Origin of the sequence: Rhizobium sp. GN54 (assembly GCF_021026345.1) — a bacterium.
GTDB lineage: Bacteria > Pseudomonadota > Alphaproteobacteria > Rhizobiales > Rhizobiaceae > Mycoplana.
Window position 1 is genome coordinate 168869 of the sequence record NZ_JAJNCZ010000003.1, and the last position, 23582, is coordinate 192450.

General features: G+C 65.4%; 19 protein-coding genes and 1 riboswitch. Of the genes, 6 read left to right on the forward strand and 13 right to left on the reverse strand.

Annotated features, from left to right (window positions below; genetic code table 11):
- Positions 1-21: 21 nt before the first annotated feature.
- From LQK81_RS10085 to sdhC, 11 genes are all read right to left on the reverse strand, one after another.
- Positions 22-321: a YciI family protein gene (locus LQK81_RS10085; protein WP_230805946.1), complete on the reverse strand. Its 300-nt coding sequence runs from the start codon at positions 319-321 to the stop codon at positions 22-24.
- A 15-nt stretch (positions 322-336) separates the two neighbouring features.
- Positions 337-3333, reverse strand: coding sequence for a 2-oxoglutarate dehydrogenase E1 component (locus tag LQK81_RS10090; RefSeq protein WP_230805947.1), 2997 nt, complete (start codon positions 3331-3333; stop codon positions 337-339).
- Positions 3334-3486: 153 nt separating this feature from the next.
- Positions 3487-4389 (reverse strand): succinate--CoA ligase subunit alpha, encoded by a 903-nt coding sequence (sucD, locus tag LQK81_RS10095; RefSeq protein WP_230805949.1) that lies wholly within the window; start codon positions 4387-4389, stop codon positions 3487-3489.
- A 16-nt stretch (positions 4390-4405) separates the two neighbouring features.
- Positions 4406-5599 (reverse strand): ADP-forming succinate--CoA ligase subunit beta, encoded by a 1194-nt coding sequence (gene sucC / locus LQK81_RS10100; RefSeq protein WP_230805951.1) that lies wholly within the window; start codon positions 5597-5599, stop codon positions 4406-4408.
- Between the two features lie 30 nt (positions 5600-5629).
- Positions 5630-6592: a malate dehydrogenase gene (mdh, locus tag LQK81_RS10105; RefSeq protein WP_230805952.1), complete on the reverse strand. Its 963-nt coding sequence runs from the start codon at positions 6590-6592 to the stop codon at positions 5630-5632.
- Between the two features lie 181 nt (positions 6593-6773).
- Positions 6774-7955: a cell division protein ZapE gene (zapE, locus tag LQK81_RS10110; RefSeq protein ID WP_230805954.1), complete on the reverse strand. Its 1182-nt coding sequence runs from the start codon at positions 7953-7955 to the stop codon at positions 6774-6776.
- A 42-nt stretch (positions 7956-7997) separates the two neighbouring features.
- On the reverse strand, positions 7998-8543 hold the full coding sequence (locus LQK81_RS10115; RefSeq protein ID WP_230805956.1) for a protease inhibitor Inh/omp19 family protein: 546 nt from the start codon (positions 8541-8543) through the stop codon (positions 7998-8000).
- 198 nt (positions 8544-8741) lie between these two features.
- Positions 8742-9521, reverse strand: a complete 780-nt coding sequence (locus LQK81_RS10120; protein ID WP_230805958.1) for a succinate dehydrogenase iron-sulfur subunit — start codon at positions 9519-9521, stop codon at positions 8742-8744.
- Between the two features lie 18 nt (positions 9522-9539).
- Positions 9540-11381, reverse strand: a complete 1842-nt coding sequence (gene sdhA / locus LQK81_RS10125) for a succinate dehydrogenase flavoprotein subunit (protein ID WP_230805959.1) — start codon at positions 11379-11381, stop codon at positions 9540-9542.
- 6 nt (positions 11382-11387) lie between these two features.
- On the reverse strand, positions 11388-11768 hold the full coding sequence (gene sdhD, locus LQK81_RS10130) for a succinate dehydrogenase, hydrophobic membrane anchor protein (RefSeq protein ID WP_230805961.1): 381 nt from the start codon (positions 11766-11768) through the stop codon (positions 11388-11390).
- Positions 11769-11780: 12 nt separating this feature from the next.
- Positions 11781-12173, reverse strand: coding sequence for a succinate dehydrogenase, cytochrome b556 subunit (gene sdhC / locus LQK81_RS10135; protein WP_230805963.1), 393 nt, complete (start codon positions 12171-12173; stop codon positions 11781-11783).
- A gap of 309 nt (positions 12174-12482) precedes the next feature.
- Here sdhC and LQK81_RS10140 point away from each other — a divergent pair, with 309 nt between their 5' ends.
- Positions 12483-13208 (forward strand): hypothetical protein, encoded by a 726-nt coding sequence (locus tag LQK81_RS10140; RefSeq protein WP_230805965.1) that lies wholly within the window; start codon positions 12483-12485, stop codon positions 13206-13208.
- 116 nt (positions 13209-13324) lie between these two features.
- Here LQK81_RS10140 and LQK81_RS10145 read toward each other — a convergent pair whose 3' ends face one another.
- Both LQK81_RS10145 and LQK81_RS10150 read right to left on the reverse strand, forming a co-directional pair.
- Positions 13325-15151: an ABC-F family ATP-binding cassette domain-containing protein gene (locus tag LQK81_RS10145; protein WP_230805967.1), complete on the reverse strand. Its 1827-nt coding sequence runs from the start codon at positions 15149-15151 to the stop codon at positions 13325-13327.
- 3 nt (positions 15152-15154) lie between these two features.
- Complete coding sequence (locus tag LQK81_RS10150) at positions 15155-15826, reverse strand: thiamine diphosphokinase (protein ID WP_230805969.1); 672 nt, start codon at positions 15824-15826, stop codon at positions 15155-15157.
- 94 nt (positions 15827-15920) lie between these two features.
- A riboswitch (TPP riboswitch) is annotated at positions 15921-16034 on the forward strand.
- Positions 16035-16132: 98 nt separating this feature from the next.
- On the opposite strand from LQK81_RS10150, the gene thiB reads away from it, so the two are divergent.
- From thiB to LQK81_RS10175, 5 genes are all read left to right on the forward strand, one after another.
- Positions 16133-17095, forward strand: a complete 963-nt coding sequence (thiB, locus tag LQK81_RS10155; protein ID WP_442967115.1) for a thiamine ABC transporter substrate binding subunit — start codon at positions 16133-16135, stop codon at positions 17093-17095.
- Positions 17096-17148: 53 nt separating this feature from the next.
- Positions 17149-18762 (forward strand): thiamine/thiamine pyrophosphate ABC transporter permease, encoded by a 1614-nt coding sequence (gene thiP, locus LQK81_RS10160; protein ID WP_230805973.1) that lies wholly within the window; start codon positions 17149-17151, stop codon positions 18760-18762.
- On the forward strand, positions 18755-19495 hold the full coding sequence (locus LQK81_RS10165) for a thiamine ABC transporter ATP-binding protein (protein WP_230805975.1): 741 nt from the start codon (positions 18755-18757) through the stop codon (positions 19493-19495). Before thiP ends, LQK81_RS10165 begins: the two co-directional genes overlap by 8 nt.
- A gap of 284 nt (positions 19496-19779) precedes the next feature.
- The gene (locus LQK81_RS10170) at positions 19780-21288 is read left to right on the forward strand and encodes a M48 family metalloprotease (protein WP_230805977.1); all 1509 of its coding nucleotides are present in this window, start codon (positions 19780-19782) and stop codon (positions 21286-21288) included.
- Between the two features lie 144 nt (positions 21289-21432).
- On the forward strand, positions 21433-23502 hold the full coding sequence (locus LQK81_RS10175) for a mechanosensitive ion channel family protein (RefSeq protein WP_230805979.1): 2070 nt from the start codon (positions 21433-21435) through the stop codon (positions 23500-23502).
- Positions 23503-23582: the final 80 nt, after the last annotated feature.

The following is a 23582-nucleotide window of genomic DNA, read 5'->3' on the forward strand; positions in this document are numbered from 1 at the left end:
TTCGTTGCGGAAACCGGCGTGTTACGACCGGAGGATCAGGGTCGGCACGGGCGCGATGTCGTACCGGAAGCCGATATCGGCAAGGATCACCGGATCGGCATCGGCGAGCAATAGCGCCGCATCGGCATTCTCCACTTCGACGAGAGCCATGCCCCACGCCCCCTCACCTTCGAAGACCGGGCCGGCGGCGATCGCCGTCCCGGCCGTGGCCCTCTCGCGCCAATAGTCTGCATGCCGGTCCATGGCCTTCATCTCAGGCTCCGTCGCGTCATGCGGGAAGGTGGGGCGCGGCGGCACGAGTCTCAAGTGGAAATATGCCATCGCGCCGCCCTCCCCTTAGCCGCCGAGCGCGTCCTCGAGGAACGCCGCCAGTTGCGCGAGATGCTTGGACATCAGGCCCGTCGCCGGCGACGCCGCTGCCGGGCGGCCGGTGTAGCGGACGCGCTGGTGCTTGGCATCGATGTGGGCGAGCACCCACTCCAGGTACGGGTCGATGAACGACCAGGCACCCATGTTCTTCGGCTCTTCCTGGCACCAGACCATCTCCGCATGACGGAAGCGCGACAGCTCGTTGATGAGCGCCTTGGCCGGGAACGGATAGAGCTGCTCCAGGCGCAGCAGGTAGACGTCGTCGATACCCCGCTTCTCGCGCTCCTCGAGCAGGTCGTAGTAGACCTTGCCCGAGCACATGACGACGCGACGGATCTTGGCGTCCTTCTGCAGCTTGATCGGGCCGTCCTTGATCACCTCTGCGTCGTCCCACAGCAGGCGGTGGAACGAGCTCTCGCCGGCAAGCTCCGACAGGCTCGAAACGGCCCGCTTGTGGCGCAGCAGCGACTTCGGCGTCATCAGGATCAGCGGCTTGCGGAAGTCGCGCTTGATCTGCCGGCGCAGGATATGGAAGTAGTTCGCCGGCGTCGTGACGTTGGCGACCTGCATGTTGTCTTCCGCGCAGAGCTGCAGGAAGCGTTCGAGGCGGGCGGACGAATGCTCCGGCCCCTGGCCCTCGTAGCCGTGCGGCAGCAGGCAGACGAGGCCCGACATGCGCAGCCACTTGCGCTCGCCCGACGAGATGAACTGGTCGAACACCACCTGTGCGCCGTTGGCGAAGTCGCCGAACTGGGCTTCCCACAGCGTCAGCGCATTCGGCCGCGCCAGCGAGTAGCCGTATTCGTAGCCAAGCACCGCCTCTTCCGAGAGCATCGAGTTGATGACCTCGTAGCGCGCCTGGGTGGGCGACAGGTTCGCCAGCGGAATGAAGCGCTCCTCGGTTTCCTGGTCGTAGAGCACCGAATGGCGCTGCGAGAAGGTGCCGCGCTCGCAATCCTGGCCGGACAGGCGGATCTTGGTGCCCTCGACGGCGAGCGAACCGAAGGCCATCGCCTCGCCCATCGCCCAGTCGAGACCTTCGCCGGTCTCGATCATCTGGGCGCGGTTGTCCATGAAGCGCTGGATCGTGCGGTGCGCCTTGAAACCATCAGGAATGGTGGAGAGCTTGCGGCCGATCTCCTTCAACTGCTTCATCGGCACCGAGGTCTTGCCGCGACGCTGCTCGTCGGCATTGTCGGCCGTGCGCAGGCCCGACCAGACGCCATCCAGCCAGTCGGCCTTGTTCGGCTTGTAGGACTGGCCGGCGTCGAACTCCTGCTCCAGGTTCGCGCGCCAGTCGGCCTTCATCTTCTCCAGTTCGCCTTCGGTGATCAGACCTTCGTCGATCAGGCGCTGGCCGTAGATCTGCACGACCGTCTTGTGGGCACGGATCGCCTTGTACATCTTCGGCTGCGTGAACGCCGGCTCGTCGCCTTCGTTGTGACCGAAGCGACGGTAGCAGAACATGTCGAGCACGACCGGCTTGTGGAACTTCATCCGGTATTCGGTGGCGATCTTGGCAGCGTAGACGACGGCTTCCGGATCGTCGCCGTTGACGTGGAAGATCGGCGCCTCGATCATCTTGGCGACGTCGGACGGATAGGGCGACGAGCGCGAGAAGGCCGGATTGGTGGTGAAGCCGATCTGGTTGTTGATGATGACGTGCATCGTTCCGGCGACGCGATAGCCGCGCAGGCCAGACAGGCCGAGGATTTCGGAAATGACGCCCTGGCCGGCAAAGGCCGCGTCGCCGTGGATCAGGAGCGGCATCACCTTGACGCGCTCGCGCAAGGGGATGATGTCGCCTTCGAAGACGGTCGCCATCTGGTCCTGCTTGGCGCGCGCCTTGCCCATGACGACCGGGTTGACGATCTCCAGGTGCGAGGGGTTCGCCGTCAGCGACAGGTGGACCTTGTTGTTGTCGAACTCGCGGTCCGACGAGGCGCCGAGGTGGTACTTCACGTCGCCCGAGCCTTCCACGTCGTCGGGCGCATAGGAGCCGCCCTTGAATTCGTGGAAGATCGCCCGATGCGGCTTGGCCATCACCTGGGAGAGCACGTTCAGGCGGCCGCGATGGGCCATGCCGAGGACGATCTCCTTCAGGCCTTCCTGGCCGCCGCGCTTGATGATCTGTTCCAGTGCCGGGATCAGCGCTTCGCCGCCATCAAGGCCGAAACGCTTGGTGCCCTTGTACTTGACGTCGATGAACTGCTCGAAGCCTTCCGACTCGATCAGCTTCTGCAGGATCGCCTTCTTGCCTTCCGGCGTGAAGTCGACGCCCTTGTCGGGGCCCTCGATGCGTGCCTGGATCCACGCCTTGATCTCCGGATCGGAGATGTGCATGAACTCGACGCCGAGCGTCGAACAATAGGTCCGCTCGAGGATCTCCAGCATCTGCGGGATCGTCCCGTATTCGAGGCCGAGCACGTTGTCGAGGAAGATCGGGCGGCTGTAGTCGGCTTCCGAGAAGCCGTAGGACTTCGGCGACAGCTCGTCATAGTCCTCCACCGGGTCGGCGAGACCGAGCGGGTCGAGCTTGGCGTGCAGGTGGCCGCGCATGCGGTAGGCGCGGATCATCATGATGGCGCGCACGCTGTCGCGGCTCGCCTGCTGGACGTCACTGGCATTGACCGGGACGCCGGTCGAGGCCGCCGTCTCCTCGGCCTTGGCCTTGATCTTTTTCTCCACGGCCTTTTCGACCGTGCCCCAGTCGCCGTCGAGCGCCGATACGAGCTCGCCATTGGCGGCGATCGGCCAGTTCTTCTTCTTCCAGGACGCGCCCTGTGCCGCCTTCAGGATATCGGCCGGCCGGTCGTCGAGAGCCTTGAAGAAGCCCTGCCATTCGGGCGCCACGGAGGACGGATCCTGCTCGTAGCGGGCATAGAGCTGTTCGATATAGGCTGCGTTGGCGCCGTCGAGGAACGACGTCACCTGAAACTGTTCGTTGGCGTCTTGTCTTGCCATGGTCGCTCGCGGGCGCCGCGCCCGCCTCCTGACTTCAATCCACCCCGGAAGGTGCGCCGGGGGAAACGCCCGCCCGCAAAGCGCGTCCACGTCGACGCGCCGGGCGATGGGAACTGACGGCCGGCGCTTCGCCGGCCGCACCTGTCGTCAGTCTCAGCCCTTCAGGACTTCGACGAGGGTCTTGCCGAGGCGCGCCGGGGACGGCGACACCTTGATGCCGGCCGCTTCCATGGCCGCGATCTTCGATTCCGCGTCGCCCTTGCCGCCGGAGACGACGGCGCCGGCATGGCCCATGGTGCGGCCCTTCGGCGCCGTACGACCGGCGATGAAGCCGGCCATCGGCTTCTTGCGGCCCTTCTTGGCTTCGTCGATGAGGAACTGCGCCGCATCTTCCTCGGCCGAGCCGCCGATCTCGCCGATCATGATGATCGAGGTCGTGGCCTCGTCGGCGAGGAACATCTCCAGCACGTCGATGAACTCGGTGCCCTTGACCGGGTCGCCGCCGATGCCGACAGCGGTGGTCTGGCCGAGGCCTTCGTTGGAGGTCTGGAACACGGCTTCATAGGTCAGCGTACCGGAGCGCGAGACGATGCCGACCGAACCCTTGCGGAAGATCGAACCCGGCATGATGCCGATCTTGCATTCTTCCGGCGTCAGGATGCCCGGGCAGTTCGGACCGAGCAGGCGCGACTTCGACTTGTCGAGACGGGCCTTCACCCGCACCATGTCCATGACCGGGATGCCCTCGGTGATGCAGGTGATGAACGGGATCTCGGCGTCGATCGCCTCGATGATCGCATCCGCAGCACCAGCCGGCGGAACGTAGATCACCGACGCGTCGGCACCGGTCTTTTCCTTGGCCTCGGCGACGGTTGCGAAGATCGGCAGGCTTTCGCCCTTCGAGCCGGTCCAGGTTTCGCCGCCCTTCTTCGGGTGGATGCCGCCGACCATCTGCGTGCCGTAGTAGGCGAGCGCCTGCTCGGTATGGAAGGTGCCGGTCTTGCCGGTCAGGCCCTGAACGAGAACCTTGGTATTCTTGTTGACGAGAATAGACATCTAGCAGGTCCTCAAATTAGGCGTTGATCGCCGCGACGATCTTCTTCGCCGCGTCATCGAGATCGTCGGCGGCGGTGATCGCCAGACCGGACTCGTTGAGGATCTTCTTGCCGAGCTCGACATTGGTGCCTTCGAGGCGCACGACGAGCGGAACCTTCAGGCCGACTTCCTGAACGGCCGCGACCACGCCTTCGGCGATGACGTCGCACTTCATGATGCCGCCGAAGATGTTGACGAGGATGCCCTCGACCTTCGGGTCAGCCGTGATGATCTTGAAGGCTGCCGCGACCTTGTCCTTGCCGGCGCCGCCGCCGACGTCGCAGAAGTTCGCCGGCTCCTTGCCGTAGAGCTTGATGATGTCCATCGTCGCCATGGCAAGGCCCGCGCCGTTGACCATGCAGCCAATGTTGCCGTCGAGCGCGACATAGGCGAGGTCCCACTTCGAGGCCTCGATTTCCTTGGCGTCCTCTTCGGTCTCGTCGCGCAGGCCCTTGACGTCGTCGTGGCGGAACAGCGCGTTGCCGTCGAAGGAAACCTTGGCGTCGAGAACGCGCAGATGGCCGTTCTCCATGACGATCAGCGGGTTGATCTCGAGAAGAGCCATGTCCTTCTCGCTGAACGCCTTGTAGAGGATCGGAAACAGCGACTTTGCATCTTCCGCGGCAACGCCTGAGAGCTCGAGAGCCTTGGAGATCTTCGCGACGTCGTCGGCCGTGACGCCGGCTTCCGGATCGATGGCGATCGTGTGGATCTTCTCGGGCGTGTCGTGGGCGACCGCCTCGATGTCCATGCCGCCCTCGGTCGAGACGACGAAGGCGACCTTGCCGACCGAACGGTCGACCAGCAGCGAGCAGTAGAGTTCGCGGGCGATGTCGGCGCCGTCTTCGATGTAGAGGCGGTTGACCTGCTTGCCGGCCTCGCCCGTCTGCGCGGTCACCAGCGTGTTGCCGAGCATTTCCTTGGCGTGGGAGACGACTTCGTCGATCGACTTCGCCAGGCGAACGCCGCCCTTGGCGTCGGGGCCGAGTTCCTTGAACTTGCCCTTGCCGCGGCCACCCGCATGGATCTGGCTCTTGACGACGTAGAGCGGGCCCGGAAGCTTCTTCGCAGCAGCCTCGGCCTCTTCGACCTTGAGGATGGCCACGCCCTCGGCGACCGGTGCGCCGTAGCTCTTCAGCAGGGCCTTGGCCTGATATTCATGGATATTCATGGAAGGTTTCCTCTCTCTTGGCCGAAGCGGTTACTTCAGCGCCGGAGCGATGTTGATGCAGGCTTCGCACAGGCCGGCGACAGCGCCGACGGACTTGTCGAAGGCTTCCTGCTCGTTCTTGTTGAGGTCGATCTCGACGATGCGCTCGACGCCGCCGGCACCGAGGACGACCGGGACGCCGACATACATGTCCTTCACGCCGTACTGACCCGACAGGTAGGCGGCGCACGGCAGCACGCGCTTCTTGTCCTTCAGGAAGGACTCGGCCATCTCGATCGCGGACGCGGCCGGCGCGTAGTAGGCCGAGCCGGTCTTGAGCAGGCTGACGATCTCCGCGCCGCCGTCACGAGTGCGCTGGATGATCTGCTCCAGCCGCTCCTGCGTGCACCAGCCCATCTTGACGAGGTCGGTCAGCGGAATGCCGGCAACGGTCGAATAGCGGGCGAGCGGCACCATCGTGTCGCCATGGCCGCCGAGCACGAACGCGGTGACGTCCTGGACGGAGACGTTGAATTCCTCGGAGAGGAACAAACGGAAGCGAGCCGAATCCAGCACGCCGGCCATGCCGACCACCATGTTCTTCGGCAGGCCGGAGAACTTCTGCAGCGCCCAGACCATGGCGTCCAGCGGATTGGTGATGCAGATCACGAAGGCGTTCGGGGCATATTTCTTGATGCCGGCGCCGACCTGTTCCATGACCTTGAGGTTGATGCCGAGCAGGTCGTCGCGGCTCATGCCCGGCTTGCGGGCGACGCCGGCGGTGACGATGCAGACGTCGGCGCCCTCGATCGCCGCGTAGTCGCTGGCACCGGAGAGCGAGGCGTTGAAGCCCTCGACCGGCGAGGACTGGGCGATGTCGAGGCCCTTGCCCTGCGGAATGCCGTCGGCGATGTCGAACAGAACGATGTCGCCCAGTTCCTTCAGGCCGGCCAGATGCGCCAGCGTGCCACCGATCATTCCAGAACCAATAAGTGCGATCTTCTTGCGCGCCATGAAAGTGCTTCCTTTGCGATCCATCTCCCGATCGGTCGGCGTCGCAAACGCCCGGCCCATCCGGGCAAACGGATTAGCGCTCAAAGCTTTAAATATCAACTAATACTTTTTGGCATAGATATTTCAATCGGTTAGATCATGAATTTCTTACGTAAACGTAAGAAATTACGTCGCGAGATCGTCACAATTCGGCAACGTTCCGCCGATGGCTCTCCGCATACTCGACGCTGCGGATCTCGATCAGCCGCGAAACCGTCCGGTCGAATTCAAAACCTTCTGTACCCTTCTTCGCAACCAGCAGGCTCTCCGGCGCCGCCGCAGCCGAGGCGAACAGGCGGGCGCCATGGTCGTAGATCGTATCGACGAGGTTGATGAAACGCTTGGTTTCGTTGCGCCGGTCGGGACCCAGAAAGGGAATATGGTCGAGGAAGATGGTGTCGTAGCGCTTCAGGACCGCTAGGTAGTCGGCAGCCCCCATCGGCTTTTCGCAGAGATCGGCGAAGGAGAAACGGGCCGCCCGCCCGGCCGCCGCAGGAACGGCAATCTCGCGACCCCGGAAGGCGATCGTCGCTGGCTTCACCTCATTGCCCGCGGTCTCCCGCGCCCAGGCCTTGTCCATGGCCTGGTCCGCTTCGGCCCCAAGCGGATAACGAAACACCGGCAGGCCCTCGTCCTTTTCAAGCCGGTAGTCCGTCCCCGAATCCAGCGCGACGATGTCGACGTGCTTCTTGAGCAGGTCGACGAAGGGCAGGAACAAGCCACGGTTGAGGCCGTCCTTGTAGAGATTGTCCGGCTCGACGTTCGAGGTGGCGACGAGAATGCAGCCACGCGCGAACAGTTCCGAAAACAGCCGCGACAGGATCATCGCATCGGCAATATCCGTCACCGAGAATTCGTCGAAGCACAGAAGCCGCGCCTCGGCGATCAGGGCCTCGGCCACGGGCGGCACCGGGTCTGCCTGCTTGGTCTCGCCGTTCTTCAGTTTCTGGCGGTGCCGGTGGATGCGGTCGTGCACATCGGCCATGAATTCATGGAAATGGGCCCTGCGCTTGCGCTTGATCGGCACGAGCGAGAAGAACAGGTCCATGAGCATGGTCTTGCCGCGACCGACCCCGCCATGGATGTAGAGCCCGCGCGGAACAGCGGATCTCTCCGGCTTGCGCGAGGCGAACAGCCAGCCGAGCGCGCTCGACTTGCGCGCCGGCCGTTGCGTCTGGATGGCCTGAAGGAGCGTGTCGAACCGCTGCGCCATCGCGGCCTGCAGCGGGTCGGGCTGTATCTCGCCTGCCGCCACCTTTGCCTTCAGCTTGTCGGTGACGCCGTGTTCCGGATAGGCGGAGACCTTGTCCCAATCCTGCTTCATGGGCACTGCCGAAGATCTCCGTGAGGACTGGAATGTCCGCGATCAGCGCGACAGGCTGATCGGCTGGCCGCCGCTGGTGGAGCCGTCGAAGCGCGAGTCCGCCGTCCGGTAGAGGCGCGCGATCTCGTTGCCGTCGCGGTTCTTCAGAACGACCTGCTTGCCGGCCACTTCCCAGGAGCCCATCTGCGTCAGTTCGCCCGCGCAGCCACGGGTGCCGCCGCGCGAACCGGCGCCGAGATTGGTCAAGGTCAGGAACATGTCGCACGAAGTCGGCCCGTTGCTGACGCGCCAATTGCCAACCATGGCTTCCTTCTTGACGTCCATCGCCGAGGCCGACGCACCGGCATCTGCGCCGGGAACGCCGCCCGGCGTCGCCATCGCAGTGTCCGTGGTCGGGGCGGCCGGGAACTGGGACGAACCGCTGGTGCTGGTGGAGGGATCGGGAAGCTGGCTGGAGGAAACCGTTCCGACCGGCGCAGGCTGCAGCGGCGCGGTCGGCTGCGTATCGATGCCGCCCATGGAAGTCCGCTGGCAGCCGGCCAGCGCAAGCGCCATCATCAGTCCGCCTGCCACCTGTACAATCCGCATGTCGAAACTCCTGCCCTTCGTCGATGCTGTGGATACGCGACAATCATGGCGGCTTAACGTAAACCGACGGTTTAAATCAAGTCTTAGCCATCATGTTTCGCTGCGGCCCATGGCTATGGCACCCGATCGGCGGCGGCGACCCCTTACGAAAATGCCGGGCACGAGGCCCGGCATTCGCAGTGTTTCGTCCGCGTCGCGTCAGAGCCGCCGCTCGACCAGCATCTTCTTGATCTCGCCGATCGCCTTGGCCGGGTTCAGGCCCTTCGGGCAGGCCTGGGCGCAGTTCATGATCGTGTGGCAGCGATAGAGCCGGAACGGATCCTCGAGATTATCGAGCCGCTCGCCGGTAGCCTCGTCTCTGCTATCGATCAGCCAGCGATAGGCCTGCAGCAGCACGGCCGGGCCGAGATAGCGGTCGCCATTCCACCAGTAGCTCGGACAGGAGGTCGAGCAGCAGGCGCACAGGATGCACTCGTAGAGGCCGTCGAGCTTCTGGCGGTCCTCGTGGCTCTGCTTCCATTCCTTGGCCGGCGTCGGCGACTCCGTCTTCAGCCAGGGCTCGATCGAGCGGTGCTGGGCGTAGAAGTGCGTCAGGTCGGGCACCAGGTCCTTCACCACCGGCATGTGCGGCAGCGGGTAGATCTTCACCGCGCCCTTCACTTCGTCCATGCCCTTGGTGCAGGCGAGCGTGTTGGTGCCGTCGATGTTCATCGCGCAGGAGCCGCAGATGCCCTCGCGGCAGGAGCGGCGCAGCGTCAGCGTCGGATCGATCTTGTTCTTGATGTAGAGCAGCGCGTCCAGCACCATCGGGCCGCAGTCGTCGACATCGACATAGAACGTGTCGATCGACGGGTTCTTGCCGTCGTCAGGGCTCCAGCGATAGACGCGGAACTCGCGGGTGTTGGCGGCGCCGGCCGGCTTCGGCCAGACCTTGCCTTCGGTGATCTGCGAGTTCTTCGGGAGGGCGAGTTCGACCATGTCCAGTTTTCCTCGGGATCAGTAGACGCGGGCCTTGGGCTCGATCTTCTTCGGATCGATCCCGTCGGCGATGAGGTCGGTATGGACCGGCCGGTAGTCGAGCTTGACGTTGCCGTTCGCATCGACCCAGGCGAGCGTGTGCTTGCGCCAGTTGACGTCGTCGCGGCCGGCGAACGGGCCGGAGGTATAGTCCTCGCGGGCGTGGGAACCGCGGCTTTCCTTGCGCGCCTCGGCGCCGACCACCGTGGCGATCGCGTTCGCCATCAGGTTTTCCAGTTCCAGCGTCTCCACCAGGTCGGAGTTCCAGATCAGCGACCGGTCGGTGACCTTGATGTCGGCCATCTCGCCCCAGATCTCCTTCATGCGACGGCAGCCGCTCTCCAGCGATTCCTGCGTGCGGAACACGGCCGCGTCGTCCTGCATGGTGCGCTGCATCTTGTCGCGCAGCACCGCCGTCGGCGTGCCGCCATCGGCAAAGCGCAGCCGGTCGAAGCGTTCCATGATCCTGTCGCAGGCAGCCACGTCGAGCGCCGGAATGGGGGCGGCGCGGTCGATCACCTCGCCGGCGCGGATGGCGGCGGCGCGGCCGAAGACCACGAGGTCGATCAGCGAGTTGGAGCCGAGGCGGTTGGCGCCGTGCACCGAGGCACAGCCGGCCTCGCCGACCGCCATCAGGCCGGGCGCGATGCGCTCCGGATTGGCGCTGTCGGCATTGAGAACCTCGCCCCAGAAGTTCGTCGGCACGCCGCCCATGTTGTAGTGAACGGTCGGCAGAACCGGGATCGGCTCGCGGGTGACGTCGACGCCGGCAAAGATCTTCGCGCTTTCCGAGATACCGGGAAGGCGCTCGTGCAGCACGGCCGGATCGAGATGGTCGAGGTGCAGGAAGATATGGTCCTTGTTCTTGCCGACGCCGCGGCCCTCGCGGATCTCCATCGTCATGCAGCGCGAGACGACGTCGCGCGAGGCAAGGTCCTTGGCGGACGGCGCATAGCGCTCCATGAAGCGCTCGCCCTCGGAATTGACGAGATAGCCGCCCTCGCCGCGGGCACCTTCCGTGATCAGGCAGCCCGAGCCGTAGATGCCGGTCGGGTGGAACTGCACGAACTCCATGTCCTGCAGAGGCAGGCCGGCGCGTGCGATCATCCCGCCGCCGTCGCCGGTGCAGGTATGCGCCGAGGTCGCCGAGAAGTAGGCGCGGCCGTAGCCGCCCGTCGCCAGCACCACCATCTTGGCCGAGAAGCGATGGATCGTGCCATCGTCGAGGTTCCAGGCGACGACGCCGGTGCAGCGGCCGTCGGCCGACATGATCAGGTCGAGCGCGAAATACTCGATGAAGAATTCGGCATTGTTGCGCAGCGACTGGCCATAGAGCGTGTGCAGGATGGCGTGGCCGGTACGGTCGGCGACCGCGCAGGTGCGCTGCACCGGCGGGCCTTCGCCATAGTTCTGCATGTGGCCGCCGAACGGCCGCTGGTAGATCTTGCCTTCCTCGTTGCGCGAGAAGGGGACACCGTAGTGCTCGAGCTCATAGACCGCCTTCGGCGCCTCCATGGCGAGATACTGCATGGCGTCGACGTCGCCGAGCCAGTCGGAGCCCTTCACCGTATCGTAGAGGTGCCACTGCCAGCTGTCGGGCGTCATGTTCTGCAGGGAGGCGGCGATGCCGCCTTGGGCCGCGACGGTGTGCGAACGCGTCGGGAAGACCTTGGTGATACAGGCCGTCTTCAGGCCCTGCTCGGCCATGCCGAGTGTGGCGCGCAGCCCTGCGCCGCCCGCGCCCACGACGACCACATCGAAGGCATGGTCCACATACTGGTAGGCTTTGCCGTTTGTCGCCGGCGAGGAATTCGGTGCCATGGTGAATTATCCTGCGAAGGCGATCTTCAGGACGGCGAAAAGACAGAGCCCGCCGACCAGGACCGCAAAGAAGGTATTGAGCATGAGGAGGACGATCTTGCTGCCTTCCGCGTGGACGTAGTCCTCGATGATGACCTGCATGCCGAGCTTCATGTGGTAGAGCGCCGAAAGCACCACCAGCCCCATCAGCACCGCGACGATCGGGCGCGACAGCGCCGCCCGCACTTCGGCATAGGGTGCGCCGGCATAGCAGATGAGGAAACCGACAAAGAAGAGCATCAGCGGCACGTTGGCGACCGCCGTCATCCGCTGGCGCCAGAAGTGTTCCGTGCCTTCCTTGGCCGAGCCGAGCCCGCGAACGCGGCCGAGAGGTGTACGCATGTCCATGATTGTTGTTCCTCAGCGCACCAGGAGACCGATCGCCCAGACCAGCACCGTCAACCCAAGCGACACGACCAGCGACGCCTTGGCGACCTTCGTGGCGAAATGCTTCTCGTAACCGTGTCCCGTATCCCAGGCGAAGTGGCGAATGCCGCCGACCATGTGATGGAACAGCGCCCAGGTATAGCCGACCAGGATCAACGTGCCGATCCAGGTCCCGAAGAACCAGCTGACCCAGTTGAAGTACTCCTCGCCCATCGCCGCCGCGATCAGCCACCAGGCCACGAGCACCGTGCCGAAATAGAGCGCGCCGCCGGTAATGCGGTGCACGATCGACATGACCATGGTGGGAATTGGCTTGTAGATCTGGAGATGCGGCGAGAGCGGCCGGCCTTTTGTGACATTCGTCATCAGAACCCTCACGGAAATCCCGGAGAATGGCCCCGATATCTGGACATTTTCACTCCGGAATTGCACGTCGTTTGTGTGCAATGCAGTGCCTGCGACGTTTAATCGCCGGAATACGGAACCACAAGTGTCATCGACGGGCAAATTCAATTTAATCGATTAAGACAAAAGTATGGTAATGAGGGGCCTCCGGGATCGTTAACCATTGTTAACGTTTCTTACCGGTTCCTTAACCAAGCCAGTGACTTTCCAGCAAAATTGGACCAGAGTGGCTGCAAGGATCCGTCAAGCGTAACCTGGAGGCGAAACAGAATGAGTCTGTTTTCCCGAGCCTGCATGACCGCAATCGCGCTCGCCACCCTTTCGTTTTCTCTCGTCGCAGCCCCCGTGGCGGAGGCGCGAGACCGCAACGAAGGCGGCAGCCACCGCAGTTTCTCCTCGCACAGTTCCACCCGCTCGCTCTCTACCCGCGCGGACCGGGGGCGCGACGACGCCTGGAAGCGCAGGCACCATGCCGACCGCGACCGCACGCGCGACGCCATCCGCGGCTCGACGAGCATGCGCACGCGGGCGTGGACGTTGCGCCGTGACCGCTGGGACCATCGCGACTGGAACCGCCGGGACTGGGGCAGAGACTGGGAGCGGGCAGGCTGGAACCGCGGAAACTGGAACCGTGGGAACTGGGACCGCAGCCGCCGGGCCGGCTGGGATGGGCGCTTCGATGGCGCGCGCCGCGATGGCGAGGTGTGGCGCGATCGCGTTCGCCCCTATTACCAGGGCGCGGTCCGGCCCTACTATGCCGATGGCGGGAACGAAGATCGCGGCGGCCTCGGCAACAATTTCTACGGCGGCTCGATGTCCGCCTACGAGGATCCGGGCAACGGCAACTACTTCTATTTCGATGGCGAATATGGCGATACATCCGGCGGCTTTCCGCCCGCCCGGCCGCAATACGGCGCCAAGGTCGTGGTGGTGTCACCCGAAACGGAAGCCGCAAGCTGCAGCTGGGAAGCCGGCGTCTGCGTCATCCGCCCGTAAGCAGCCGGCATCATCAACTGGCCAGGGCGATCGTTCCGCGAGGCTGAAGCCGCCCGGCGGTCTTTATCCGTGACCGACCGTGACGCGGTGTGCGAGGCCTCCGGCTAGCAAGGCCCTCAGCCTTCCAGTTCCTCGCGCAGCATTTCCAGCTCGAGCCATTCCTCTTCCATGCGTATCAGGTCGGCCCGCAGCGTTTCCAGCTCGCCGGCAAGGCGGTGGAAGGCCGCCTGGTCCTTCGAAAACAGCGCCGGGTCGGCCATCCTCTCCTCGCGCCTGGCGATTTCGGACTGGGTCTTCTCCATCTCTTTCGGCAGGCTTTCGAGCGCGAACTTCTGCTTGTAGGAGAGCTTGCCCCTGGCCTTGTCGGCGGGCTTCTGAACCGGGGCAGCGTCGCCGGCCTTCACCTTCTCCGCCTTGTCGGCCCGGCGCCGCTCCTCGATCGCGCCGCGCCGCTGCGCCATCATGTCGGAATATCCGCCGGCATACTCGATCCATCGCCCGTCCGGCGCCTCGGGATTGGCGGGCGCGATCGTCGAGGTGACGGTGCGGTCGAGGAAGTCGCGGTCGTGGCTGACGAGGATGACCGTTCCGGAGAAGCCGGCGACGATCTCCTGCAGCAGATCCAGCGTCTCGATGTCCAGGTCGTTGGTCGGCTCGTCGAGGATCAGCAGGTTCGTGGGCCGCGACAGGATGCGGGCGAGCATCAGCCGCGCGCGCTCGCCGCCGGAAAGATTGCGGATCGGCGTGCGCGCCTGCTCCGGCTGGAACAGGAACTCCTTCATGTAGCCCGTCACGTGCCGCTGCTCACCGTTGACGATCAGGCTCTCGCCACGTCCGTCCGTGAGATAGTGGGCCAGCGTATCGTCCGGGTTCAGGTCCTCGCGGCGCTGGTCGAGCGTGGCGATCTCGAGATTGGTGCCGAGCTTGACCGTGCCGCTGTCGGGTGCGAGCTGGCCCGTCAGGATCTTCAACAGCGTCGTCTTACCGGCGCCGTTGGGGCCGACGAGGCCGATGCAGTCGCCGCGATGCACCCGGATCGAGAACGGGGCGACGATCATGCGCTCGCCGTAGCTCTTGGTGACCTTGTCCGCCTCGATCACCAGCTTGCCGGATTCCTGCGCCTCGGATGCGGTGGCCTGCACCGTCCCCTGCGGTCCCTTGTGGCCGCGGTGGCGCGACCGCATGTCCTGCAGTTCGCCGAGACGGCGCATGTTGCGCTTGCGCCGCGCCGTCACCCCGTAGCGCAGCCAGTGCTCCTCCCGCTGGATCGCCTTGCCGAGCTTGTGCTGCTCCAGTTCCTCGGCTTCCAGCACTTCATCCCGCCAGGCTTCGAAATGGGCAAAGCCGCGGTCGAGCCGGCGCGAAGTGCCGCGGTCGAGCCAGACCGTGGCATTGGAGATCTTCTCCAGGAACCGGCGGTCGTGCGAGATCACAACGAGCGCGGAGCGGCTGCGTGTCAGTTCGTCTTCCAGCCATTCGATAGTCGGCAGGTCGAGGTGGTTGGTCGGCTCGTCGAGCAGAAGGATATCCGGCTCCGGCGCCATCACGCGGGCGAGGGCCGCCCGCCGCGCCTCGCCGCCCGACAGGGTCGCGGGATCCTCCGCCCCGGTCAGCCCGAGATGCGACAGCAGGTAGGTGACGCGATAGGGATCGTCGCCCGGGCCGAGCCCCGCCTCCGCATAGGCGGCGACCGTGGAAAAGCCTTCGAAATCGGGGGCCTGCTCCAGGTAGCGGACGGTCGCCGACGGGTGGCGGAACACCTCGCCGGACTGCGCCTCGACCATTCCGGCCGCGATCTTCAACAGCGTCGACTTGCCGGAGCCATTGCGGCCAACAAGGCAGATGCGATCGCCCGGTTCCACCTGCAGGTTCGTGCCGGCCAGAAGCGGCGTGCCGCCGAAGCTTAGGGATATGTTGTCGAGTTTCAGAATGGGCGGTGCCAAGCGTCAGGCTCCTGAATGGTCATAGGGTCGGGCGAGCAGCACGGCGCGTCCGGCGGCAAGGGTGAAGGTGACGGGGCCGAGCGCGACGTTGGAAACCGTGCGCGACGAGCCGAACGGCAGGTCGAACCCGCTCAACGGATAGCGGACGTTCTCGATCGACAGGCCCGAGAGCGCCGACAGGCCAAGAACCGAAAACAGGCTCCTGTCCGGCAGCGCGACGGTGGTGCGGCCGGCAAGCAGCGGCCATGCCTCCTCGAGGCCGGAGGTCAGCGTGATGTCGAGCCCGTCCTCCCTGAGCGCTACGGCATGGAGAAGGTGCATCAGAGCATGGTCGCTGCGCTCGCCGCCGAGCGCGCCGGCGAGGATGAGCCGGCGCGCGCCACGCTCCAGCGCCACCGAGACGGCAATCTCCCCGTCCGTCGCATTCTTGGCCGCCGGATAGGGCTCGCGCGGGATATGCGCCCACGTCGCAAGGTCTTCCGGCGTGGTGGAATCGAAATCGCCGACCCAGACCTCGGGCGTGATCCCGAGGGCTGCGGCATGGCGCATGCCGCCGTCGGCGGCGATGAAGCGGGCGCCGGCGACCGACGCCCTGAACCGCGCGGTCGGTTCGAGCGTTCCTCCGAGAAGGACGACAAAGAGCGGGTCGGGAACGTTCGTCAGGGGCACCGTCATGGGCACACCGTCTAGCGCATGTCGCCCGCGAATGGAAACGCCTTTCCGCCCTGCCGCCCGCTTGCAAGCGGGGCCGCGGCGGACTATTGCTTGCCTTGCTCTAACGGGGTGCCCGACCATCGCAGGATGGACCGGGCTGAGAGGCCAAGGCCAACCCGAAGAACCTGATCCGGTTTGTACCGGCGGAGGGATTAGACGGCACATCCGGCGCCCTATTCCCGTTTATTGGATTTGAAGGAGGCCCCGATGCGCAAGACGCTACTATCCGCCCTGGCACTATTTTCCGCAGCGTCGCTGACAGTATCCATGACCCTGCCCGCACGAGCGGCGGAAAAGACGCTGACCATCTATACCTATGAAAGCTTCGTCACCGAGTGGGGCCCGGGCGCCAAGGTGGCGGCGGCATTTGAAGAGACCTGCGACTGCAAGGTCGAATGGGTCGGTGTCGCCGACGGCGTCGAGTTGCTGACGCGCCTGAAGCTGGAGGGCGAGGGAACGAAGGCGGACATCGTGCTCGGCCTCGACACCAATCTCATCGCCGAGGCCAAGGCGACCGGCCTGTTCGTCCCCCACCATCTCGCCCCGCAGGGCCTGACCGTTCCGGGAGGCTTCTCGGACGACACTTTCCTTCCCTACGACTACGGCCACTTCGCCGTCGTCTACGACACCGAGGCGCTGAAAAGCCCGCCGAAGAGCCTGAGGGAACTGGTGGAGGGCGATCCCGAGGAAAAGATCGTCATCGAGGATCCGCGCACCTCGACGCCGGGCCTTGGCCTGCTGCTCTGGGTCAAGTCCGTCTATGGCGACAAGGCCAGCGAGGCCTGGGCGAAGCTGAAGGAGCGCGTTCTGACCGTCACGCCCGGTTGGTCGGAAGCCTACGGACTCTTCACCAAGGGCGAGGCGCCGATGGTGCTGTCCTACACCACCTCCCCGGCCTATCACATGGTGGCCGAGAACAGCGAGCGCTACCAGGCGGCCGCCTTCTCCGAAGGTCACTACGTCCAGATCGAGGTTGCCGGCATGATGAAGTCCGCCGACGATCCCGAACTGGCGAAGGCGTTCCTCACCTTCATGACCGGGCCGCGCTTTCAGTCGATCATTCCCGAGACGAACTGGATGATGCCGGTCGCGGCGACCGAGGCGCCGCTTCCGGCCGCCTTCGACAGGCTGGTAAAGCCGCAGCATACCTTCCTCTATCCGGCAGACGAGGTCGCGGCCAACCGCAGGGCCTGGATCGACGAATGGCTTTCAGCCATGAGTGCAAAGTAGGACGGCGCGGCGACGGATGGCATGGGCGTAGCCTGCTGACGAGAGGCACCGGGATGTATACCACGCGCGAAGCATCAGCGATTGTCCGGACCGGCGGTGTTGTCCTGGCCTCGATCCTGCTGTTTGCCGGGCTCTCGACGGCGGCGCTGCTCTTTCATGCCGAAGGCGGCGCCGGCGGCGCGCTGTTCGATGCCTACCTGTTTCGCGTTGCCCGCTTCACGCTGCTGCAGGCGGGCCTTTCCACCATCCTTTCGGTGGCGCTCGCCATCCCCGTCGCCCGGGCGCTTGCGCGGCGCCGGAACTTTCCCGCACGCAACTGGATCGTCCGGTTGTCGGCGCTTCCGCTCGGCCTGCCGGCCCTGGTAGCGACGCTCGGCATCGTCGAGGTCTGGGGCCGCCGCGGGGTCGTCAACCAAGCCCTGGCCGCGCTCGGCCTCGACAATCCCGTCAGCGTCTACGGTCTGGCCGGCATTCTCATCGCCCATGTCTTTTTCAACCTGCCGCTCGCAGCCCGGCTGCTGATGGCGGGACTGGAGCGAATTCCGGCCGAATACTGGCTGACCTCCGCCAATCTCGGCATGGGATCGGGAGCGACGTTCCGGCTGATCGAGTGGCCGGTCATGCGCGGCCTCCTGCCGGGGATCGCCGGGCTCGTGTTCATGCTCTGCGCGACCAGCTTCACGATCGTGCTGACGCTCGGCGGCGGCCCGGCGGCCACCACGATCGAGGTCGCGATCTATCAGGCGCTGCGCTTCGATTTCGACCCGCCGCGCGCCGTGATCCTCTCCGTCCTCCAGATCCTCCTGACCGGCACCCTGCTCTATCTCCTGCGGCTGCTGGGCACGCCCGCCGAGGAGGCGCCGACCGCAGGCCGCGCCGTCCGCCGTTTCGACGGCAGGCGCGGGCGGCTTTCGGACGGCCTCGTGATCGCCGCCTTCACCCTGTTCACCGCCGCGCCGCTCCTGGCCGTCGTCATGGCCGGCCTTGCCTCCGACCTGCCGCGGCTTGCCTCCGATCCGCTGCTGCACAGGGCGCTTGTCACGAGCCTTGCGATCGCGCTCGCCTCGGCTACGCTCTGCCTCGCCGTCGCAATGCCGGCTGTCGCGATCGCCCCGCTCGCCGCCGCCGACAGCGCGCCGGCGGCCCTGAAGTATCTCGCAGGCAGCCTGCAGGCCACGAGCTCGCTGATCCTGCTGGTTCCCCCGGTCGTGGTTGCGACCGGATGGTTCCTGATGCTGCGCAGCTTCGGCGAGGTCGGCCGCTTCGCGCCCTATGTCGTCATCGTCATCAACGCGCAGATGGCCCTTCCCTTCGTCATGCGGGTGCTGCAACCGGCCTATCGCACCCATATCGCCCGCACCGGCCGGCTCGCCGTCAGCCTCGGCGTCACCGGCTTGCACCGGCTGCGATGGATCGACCTGCCGGCGCTGAAGCGGCCGCTGCTGACGGCCTTCGCCTTCGCCATGGCGCTCTCCCTCGGCGATCTCGGCGCGGTCGCCATCTTCGGCGCGGACGGCCTCGTCACCCTGCCGTGGCTCCTGTTCAGCCGCATGGGCAGCTACCGGACCGCGGATGCGGCCGGCATCGCCCTGCTTCTCGGCGTCATCTGCCTGTTGCTGACGCTTCCCTCCACCGCCTCCGGCAGGACTGCGAAGAACGATGCCTGACCATTCCACCTCCAGAACGGGCGCTCCCGCCATTCGCCTCGAGGCGGCAACGGTGCAGTTCGAGCAGAAGCGCCTCGTCTTTTCGTGCGACATCCCCACCGGCGCCCGCGTCGCCGTCACGGGGCCGTCGGGCTCGGGCAAGTCGACCCTCTTCAACGTCATCGCGGGGTTCCAACCGATCCGTTCGGGAACCGTCGAGATCTTCGGCAAGGACATGGCGGGACGCGAACCTGCCGAACGGCCGGTATCGATCATCTTCCAGGAGAACAATCTCTTCGCCCATCTGAGCGTGGAGCAGAATGTCGGCCTCGGCATCGATCCTTCGCTGCGCCTCGGTGCACCGGAGCGCCAGCGGGTGGAACATGCGCTGGCCCGGGTCGGTCTCGGGGGCTACGGGCGGCGCAAGCCGGGCCTGCTCTCGGGCGGCGAGCGACAAAGGGTGGCGCTCGCCCGGGCTCTCGTGCGCAGCCGGCCGATCCTGCTCCTCGACGAACCCTTCGCCGCACTCGATCCCGCCATGCGCGCCGACATGGCCGGGCTCCTGCACGATCTTGCCGCCGAGACCGGAAGCACGCTGATGTTCATCACCCATCAGCTGGAGGACGTCCGGCGGCTTGCCGACCATGCCATCTTCGTCGACGGCGGAACAATCGCATTGATGGAACCGATCGCATCCTTTCTCGCAAATCGCGAGATCCCCGCTTTGGCGCGCTTCCTTGGCATTGATAGATAATACTTTTCGGACTGCACCTGCCATATTTTGGACGCCCCACTGTGTCACCGCAGCCACATCGGAAGCCGATTCTGGAATCGGGAGTTGCCGCCCAACGACGGTGCGACTATCTCTCGACCACGGGTCCGGACAGGATCCATCGGGCATATGCACGATATGTCGGACAGCCGTCGAACAATTCGAACTAACGAGGTTCTCCGACTTCGGTTCGGCTACGGTCCGGAAGTCGAGAACGCGCTTGCCTTGCGGGCAGGCGACAAGGTCTGTGAAAGGGCATGGGGCGGATGCTGGAGAACCTTCAGCATGGAGGTTTGAGCAAGGAACGCGGAACGGTCGGCGCGCGCGCCGCGCTGGTGCTTGCGCTTGCCGGCCTGCTCGCCTCGTGCCAGTCGGCCCTGGAGCAGACCTACCAGCCGACCGTCGCCCCGTCGTCGAGCCCCCAGATCGTCGCGGAGGTGCAGAAGAACGATCCGCGTGCGGCCATGGGCGCGCGCGAACATCCGCGCATCGTCGCCAGTTACGGCGGGGAATACAAGGACGCCAAGACAGAACGCCTCGTCGCCCGCATCGCCGGCGCGCTGACGGCGGTGTCGGAAAACCCCAACCAGTCCTACCGCATCACCATCCTGAACTCGCCGGCGATCAACGCCTTCGCGCTGCCCGGCGGCTATCTCTACGTCACCCGCGGCCTGCTGGCGCTTGCCAACGACGCCTCCGAAGTCGCCGCCGTCCTGTCGCACGAGATGGCCCACGTGACGGCCAATCACGGCATCGAGCGCCAGAAGAAGGAAGAGGCGGAGGTCATCGCCAGCCGCGTCGTCGCCGAAGTGCTCTCCAGCAACATCGCCGGCAAGCAGGCGCTCGCCCGCGGCAAGCTGCGGCTGGCGGCGTTTTCCCGGAACCAGGAACTCCAGGCGGATGTCATCGGCGTACGCATGCTGGGCGAGGCCGGCTACGATCCCTATGCTGCGGCGCGCTTCCTCGACAGCATGGCCGCCTACGGGCAGTTCAACGCGGTCGATCCCGAGGCCGACCAGAGCCTGGACTTCCTGTCGAGCCATCCGAACGCGCCCCAGCGGGTGGAACTGGCGCGCCGCCATGCCCGCGCCTTCGGGGCGGAGGGCACGGTGGGAGACCGCGGCCGCGACTACTACCTCGCCGGCATCGACGGCCTGCTCTATGGCGACAGCCCGCAGGAGGGCTATGTCCGCGGGCAGACGTTCCTGCACGGCAAGCTCGGCATCCGCTTCGACGTGCCCGCCGGCTTCCAGATCGACAACAAGGCCGACGCCGTGCTGGCGACGGGTCCGGGCGACATCGCCATCCGTTTCGACGGCGTTGCCGACAACCAGCGCCAGAGCCTGGTGAACTACATTTCCAGCGGCTGGGTGACGGGCCTGAAGACCGACACGATCCGGCCCGCCACGATCAACGGGCTCGAGGCCGCCACTGCGCGGGCGGCGGCCGACCGCTGGGAATTCGATGTCACCGTCGTGCGAATCGGCAACCAGATCTACCGGTTTCTGACGGCCGTCCCCCAAGGCTCGCCCGCGCTCGAGCCGACGGCCGACGTCCTGAAGACGTCGTTCCGCCAGCTGACGCCCCAGGAAGTGGCCTCGCTGAAACCGCTGCGCGTGCGTGTCGTCACCGCGCGCGCAGGCGACACCGTCGCGTCGCTCGCCGGCCGCATGATGGGGACGGACAGGAAGCTTGACCTGTTCCGGCTGATCAATGCGATGACGGCCACGAGCACGATCAAGCCCGGCGACAAGATCAAGATCATCACCGAGTAGCCTGCCCGGGATCGTCGCCTTGGCGTGAACGCCACGATTGTGCCATCTTTCGGCACGCCCTCACAGATGCTAATGAGATGAGGCCGTTTTCATTCGATGACAGGCGGATGACGTTTCGTGTGTCCGCAAACTGGCCAGGACCCTATGCCGAAATTTCCCGCATATCTTCTGTCGCGCCTCGTCTTCGTGTTTTTGCTGATGCTCGCTCCCATGGCGACGGCCCAGACGCCGGCGCCTGCCGATGGCGCCGCACAGACGGCCGCCCCGCCGCCGGAGAAGGTCGCCGAGCTCATCAAGCTGCTGGACGATCCGGAGATCAGGAACTGGCTGCAGAACCGTCCCGCCTCGACAGCCGCGAAGGTCGAACAGGAGGCCACGCTGGAGGTCGAGAAGATGGAGGCGCAGGCACGCACCCGCTTCCAGGCGCTGCGTGCCGCCCTGCCGAGGATCCCGTCCGAGATCGCGTCGGCCGCAGGCAAGGTCCGCCAGCAGGCCAGCGAGAGCGGCTTCGCCCCGGCACTCTATCTCTTGCTCGGCATCGTCGGCGTCGGAGCGGCACTCGAATGGCTGTTCCGCAGGACCGCTTCCAGGGCGAAGTTCCAGAGCCCGGTCCTCACCCGCGCCTATGTCGAATTCGGCCCCTTGATCGTGTTCACCGTCGTCTCGACGCTGATCTTCATGGCCGTCGACTGGCCGCCGCTCGTCCGCGCCGTCATTCTCTACGCGCTGCTGGCGGTCATCGGCTATCGCCTGATCATGGGGCTCTGCCGTCTCTCCGTGGATACGGGCGGCATGTCGGCGTTCCAGTATTCTCGCATCCGGATCCTCGCGGCGGTGTTCACCCTCGGACTTGCCCTGTGGGCGATGTGCCGGCCGCTGGGCGTCGACAATGATGTACGGACCGATATCGTCTACCTGTTCTCGGTCGCGCTTTTCCTGATCGCGCTCGAAGCCGTCTGGCGACGCCCGGTCGATCGAAGGGGCAATCCCCCCACCCGGGTCGCCAACATCCTGGCGTCGCTCTATCTGGTGCTGCTCTGGCTGCTGTGGAGCATCGATTTCATGGGGCTGTTCTGGCTGGCCATCTACGCTGTCGTCCTGCCCCGTCTGCTGTCTGGTGCCGATCGCCTCACCCGGGCCTTCGCGTTGACGCGCTGGAACGAGGAGGACACGAACACCCCGCGGATGGTGCTGCTGCTCAGGGGCGTCCGCGCCATCATCCTCCTGCTGGCCCTGGGATGGCTTGGACTGAGCTGGTACTACAACCCGAGCGTCATCACGTCGGACAGCCCGTTCGTTCGCACGCTGGTATACGGACTGTTCAAGAGCATCGTCGTGCTCCTGATCGTCGATCTCGCATGGCACCTGGCAAAGGCGTATATCGACCGCAGGCTGACGCCGGCATCCGACGATCTTGCCGTTTCGCCCGACGAAGCGGCCCGGCACGCCCGGCTGCGGACGCTTCTCCCCATCTTCCGCAACGCCCTGGCGGCGGTGCTGATCTGCGTCGCCGCTATGACCATCCTTGCGGAGATGGGCGTCCAGATCGGCCCCCTGATCGCCGGCGCCGGCATCTTCGGCGTCGCCATCGGCTTCGGATCGCAAACGCTCGTCAAGGACATCGTCAGCGGCGTCTTCTACCTGATGGACGATGCGTTCCGAGTAGGGGAATGGATCGAAAGCGGCAGCTACAACGGCGTCGTGGAATCCTTCAGCCTGCGCTCGATCCGGCTCAGGCATCACCGCGGATCGGTCTTCACCGTGCCCTTCGGTGAACTGGGCGCAATCCGCAACGGCAGCCGCGACTGGACCATTGACAAGTTCCGCGTCCGGGTGCCGTTCAAGACCGACATCGCCAAGGTCGGCAAGCTGGCCAAGGAAATCGGCAAGCAGCTCCAGGAGGATCCGGAACTCGGGCCGCACATCATCAAGACGCTGAGAATGAAGGGCGTCGAGCAGATCGGTGAATTCGGCATCGAGATCAGCTTCGGCTTCACCGCCAGGCCCACAGGCGAGCAGACGGCCATCCGCCGGCGCGCCTACACCATGATTACGCAGGCCTTTGCGGAGAACGATATCTCGTTTGCCCAGCCGACGTTCCAGGTGGGCGGAGAGGGAGCAGGTGGAGAGGGAAAGGAGGCGGCCGCCGCCGCGATGTACAAGCGGCAGGCTGATGCGGCGGCCCTTGCCGCCGCCGAGGGTGGCAAGAAGTAGACCGCCGCTTTCCGCCCGCGCCGCGTTGGACGGCAATGCACGCCTACTGATCTGGCGCGCCATAGGGCGGGCCGAACCCG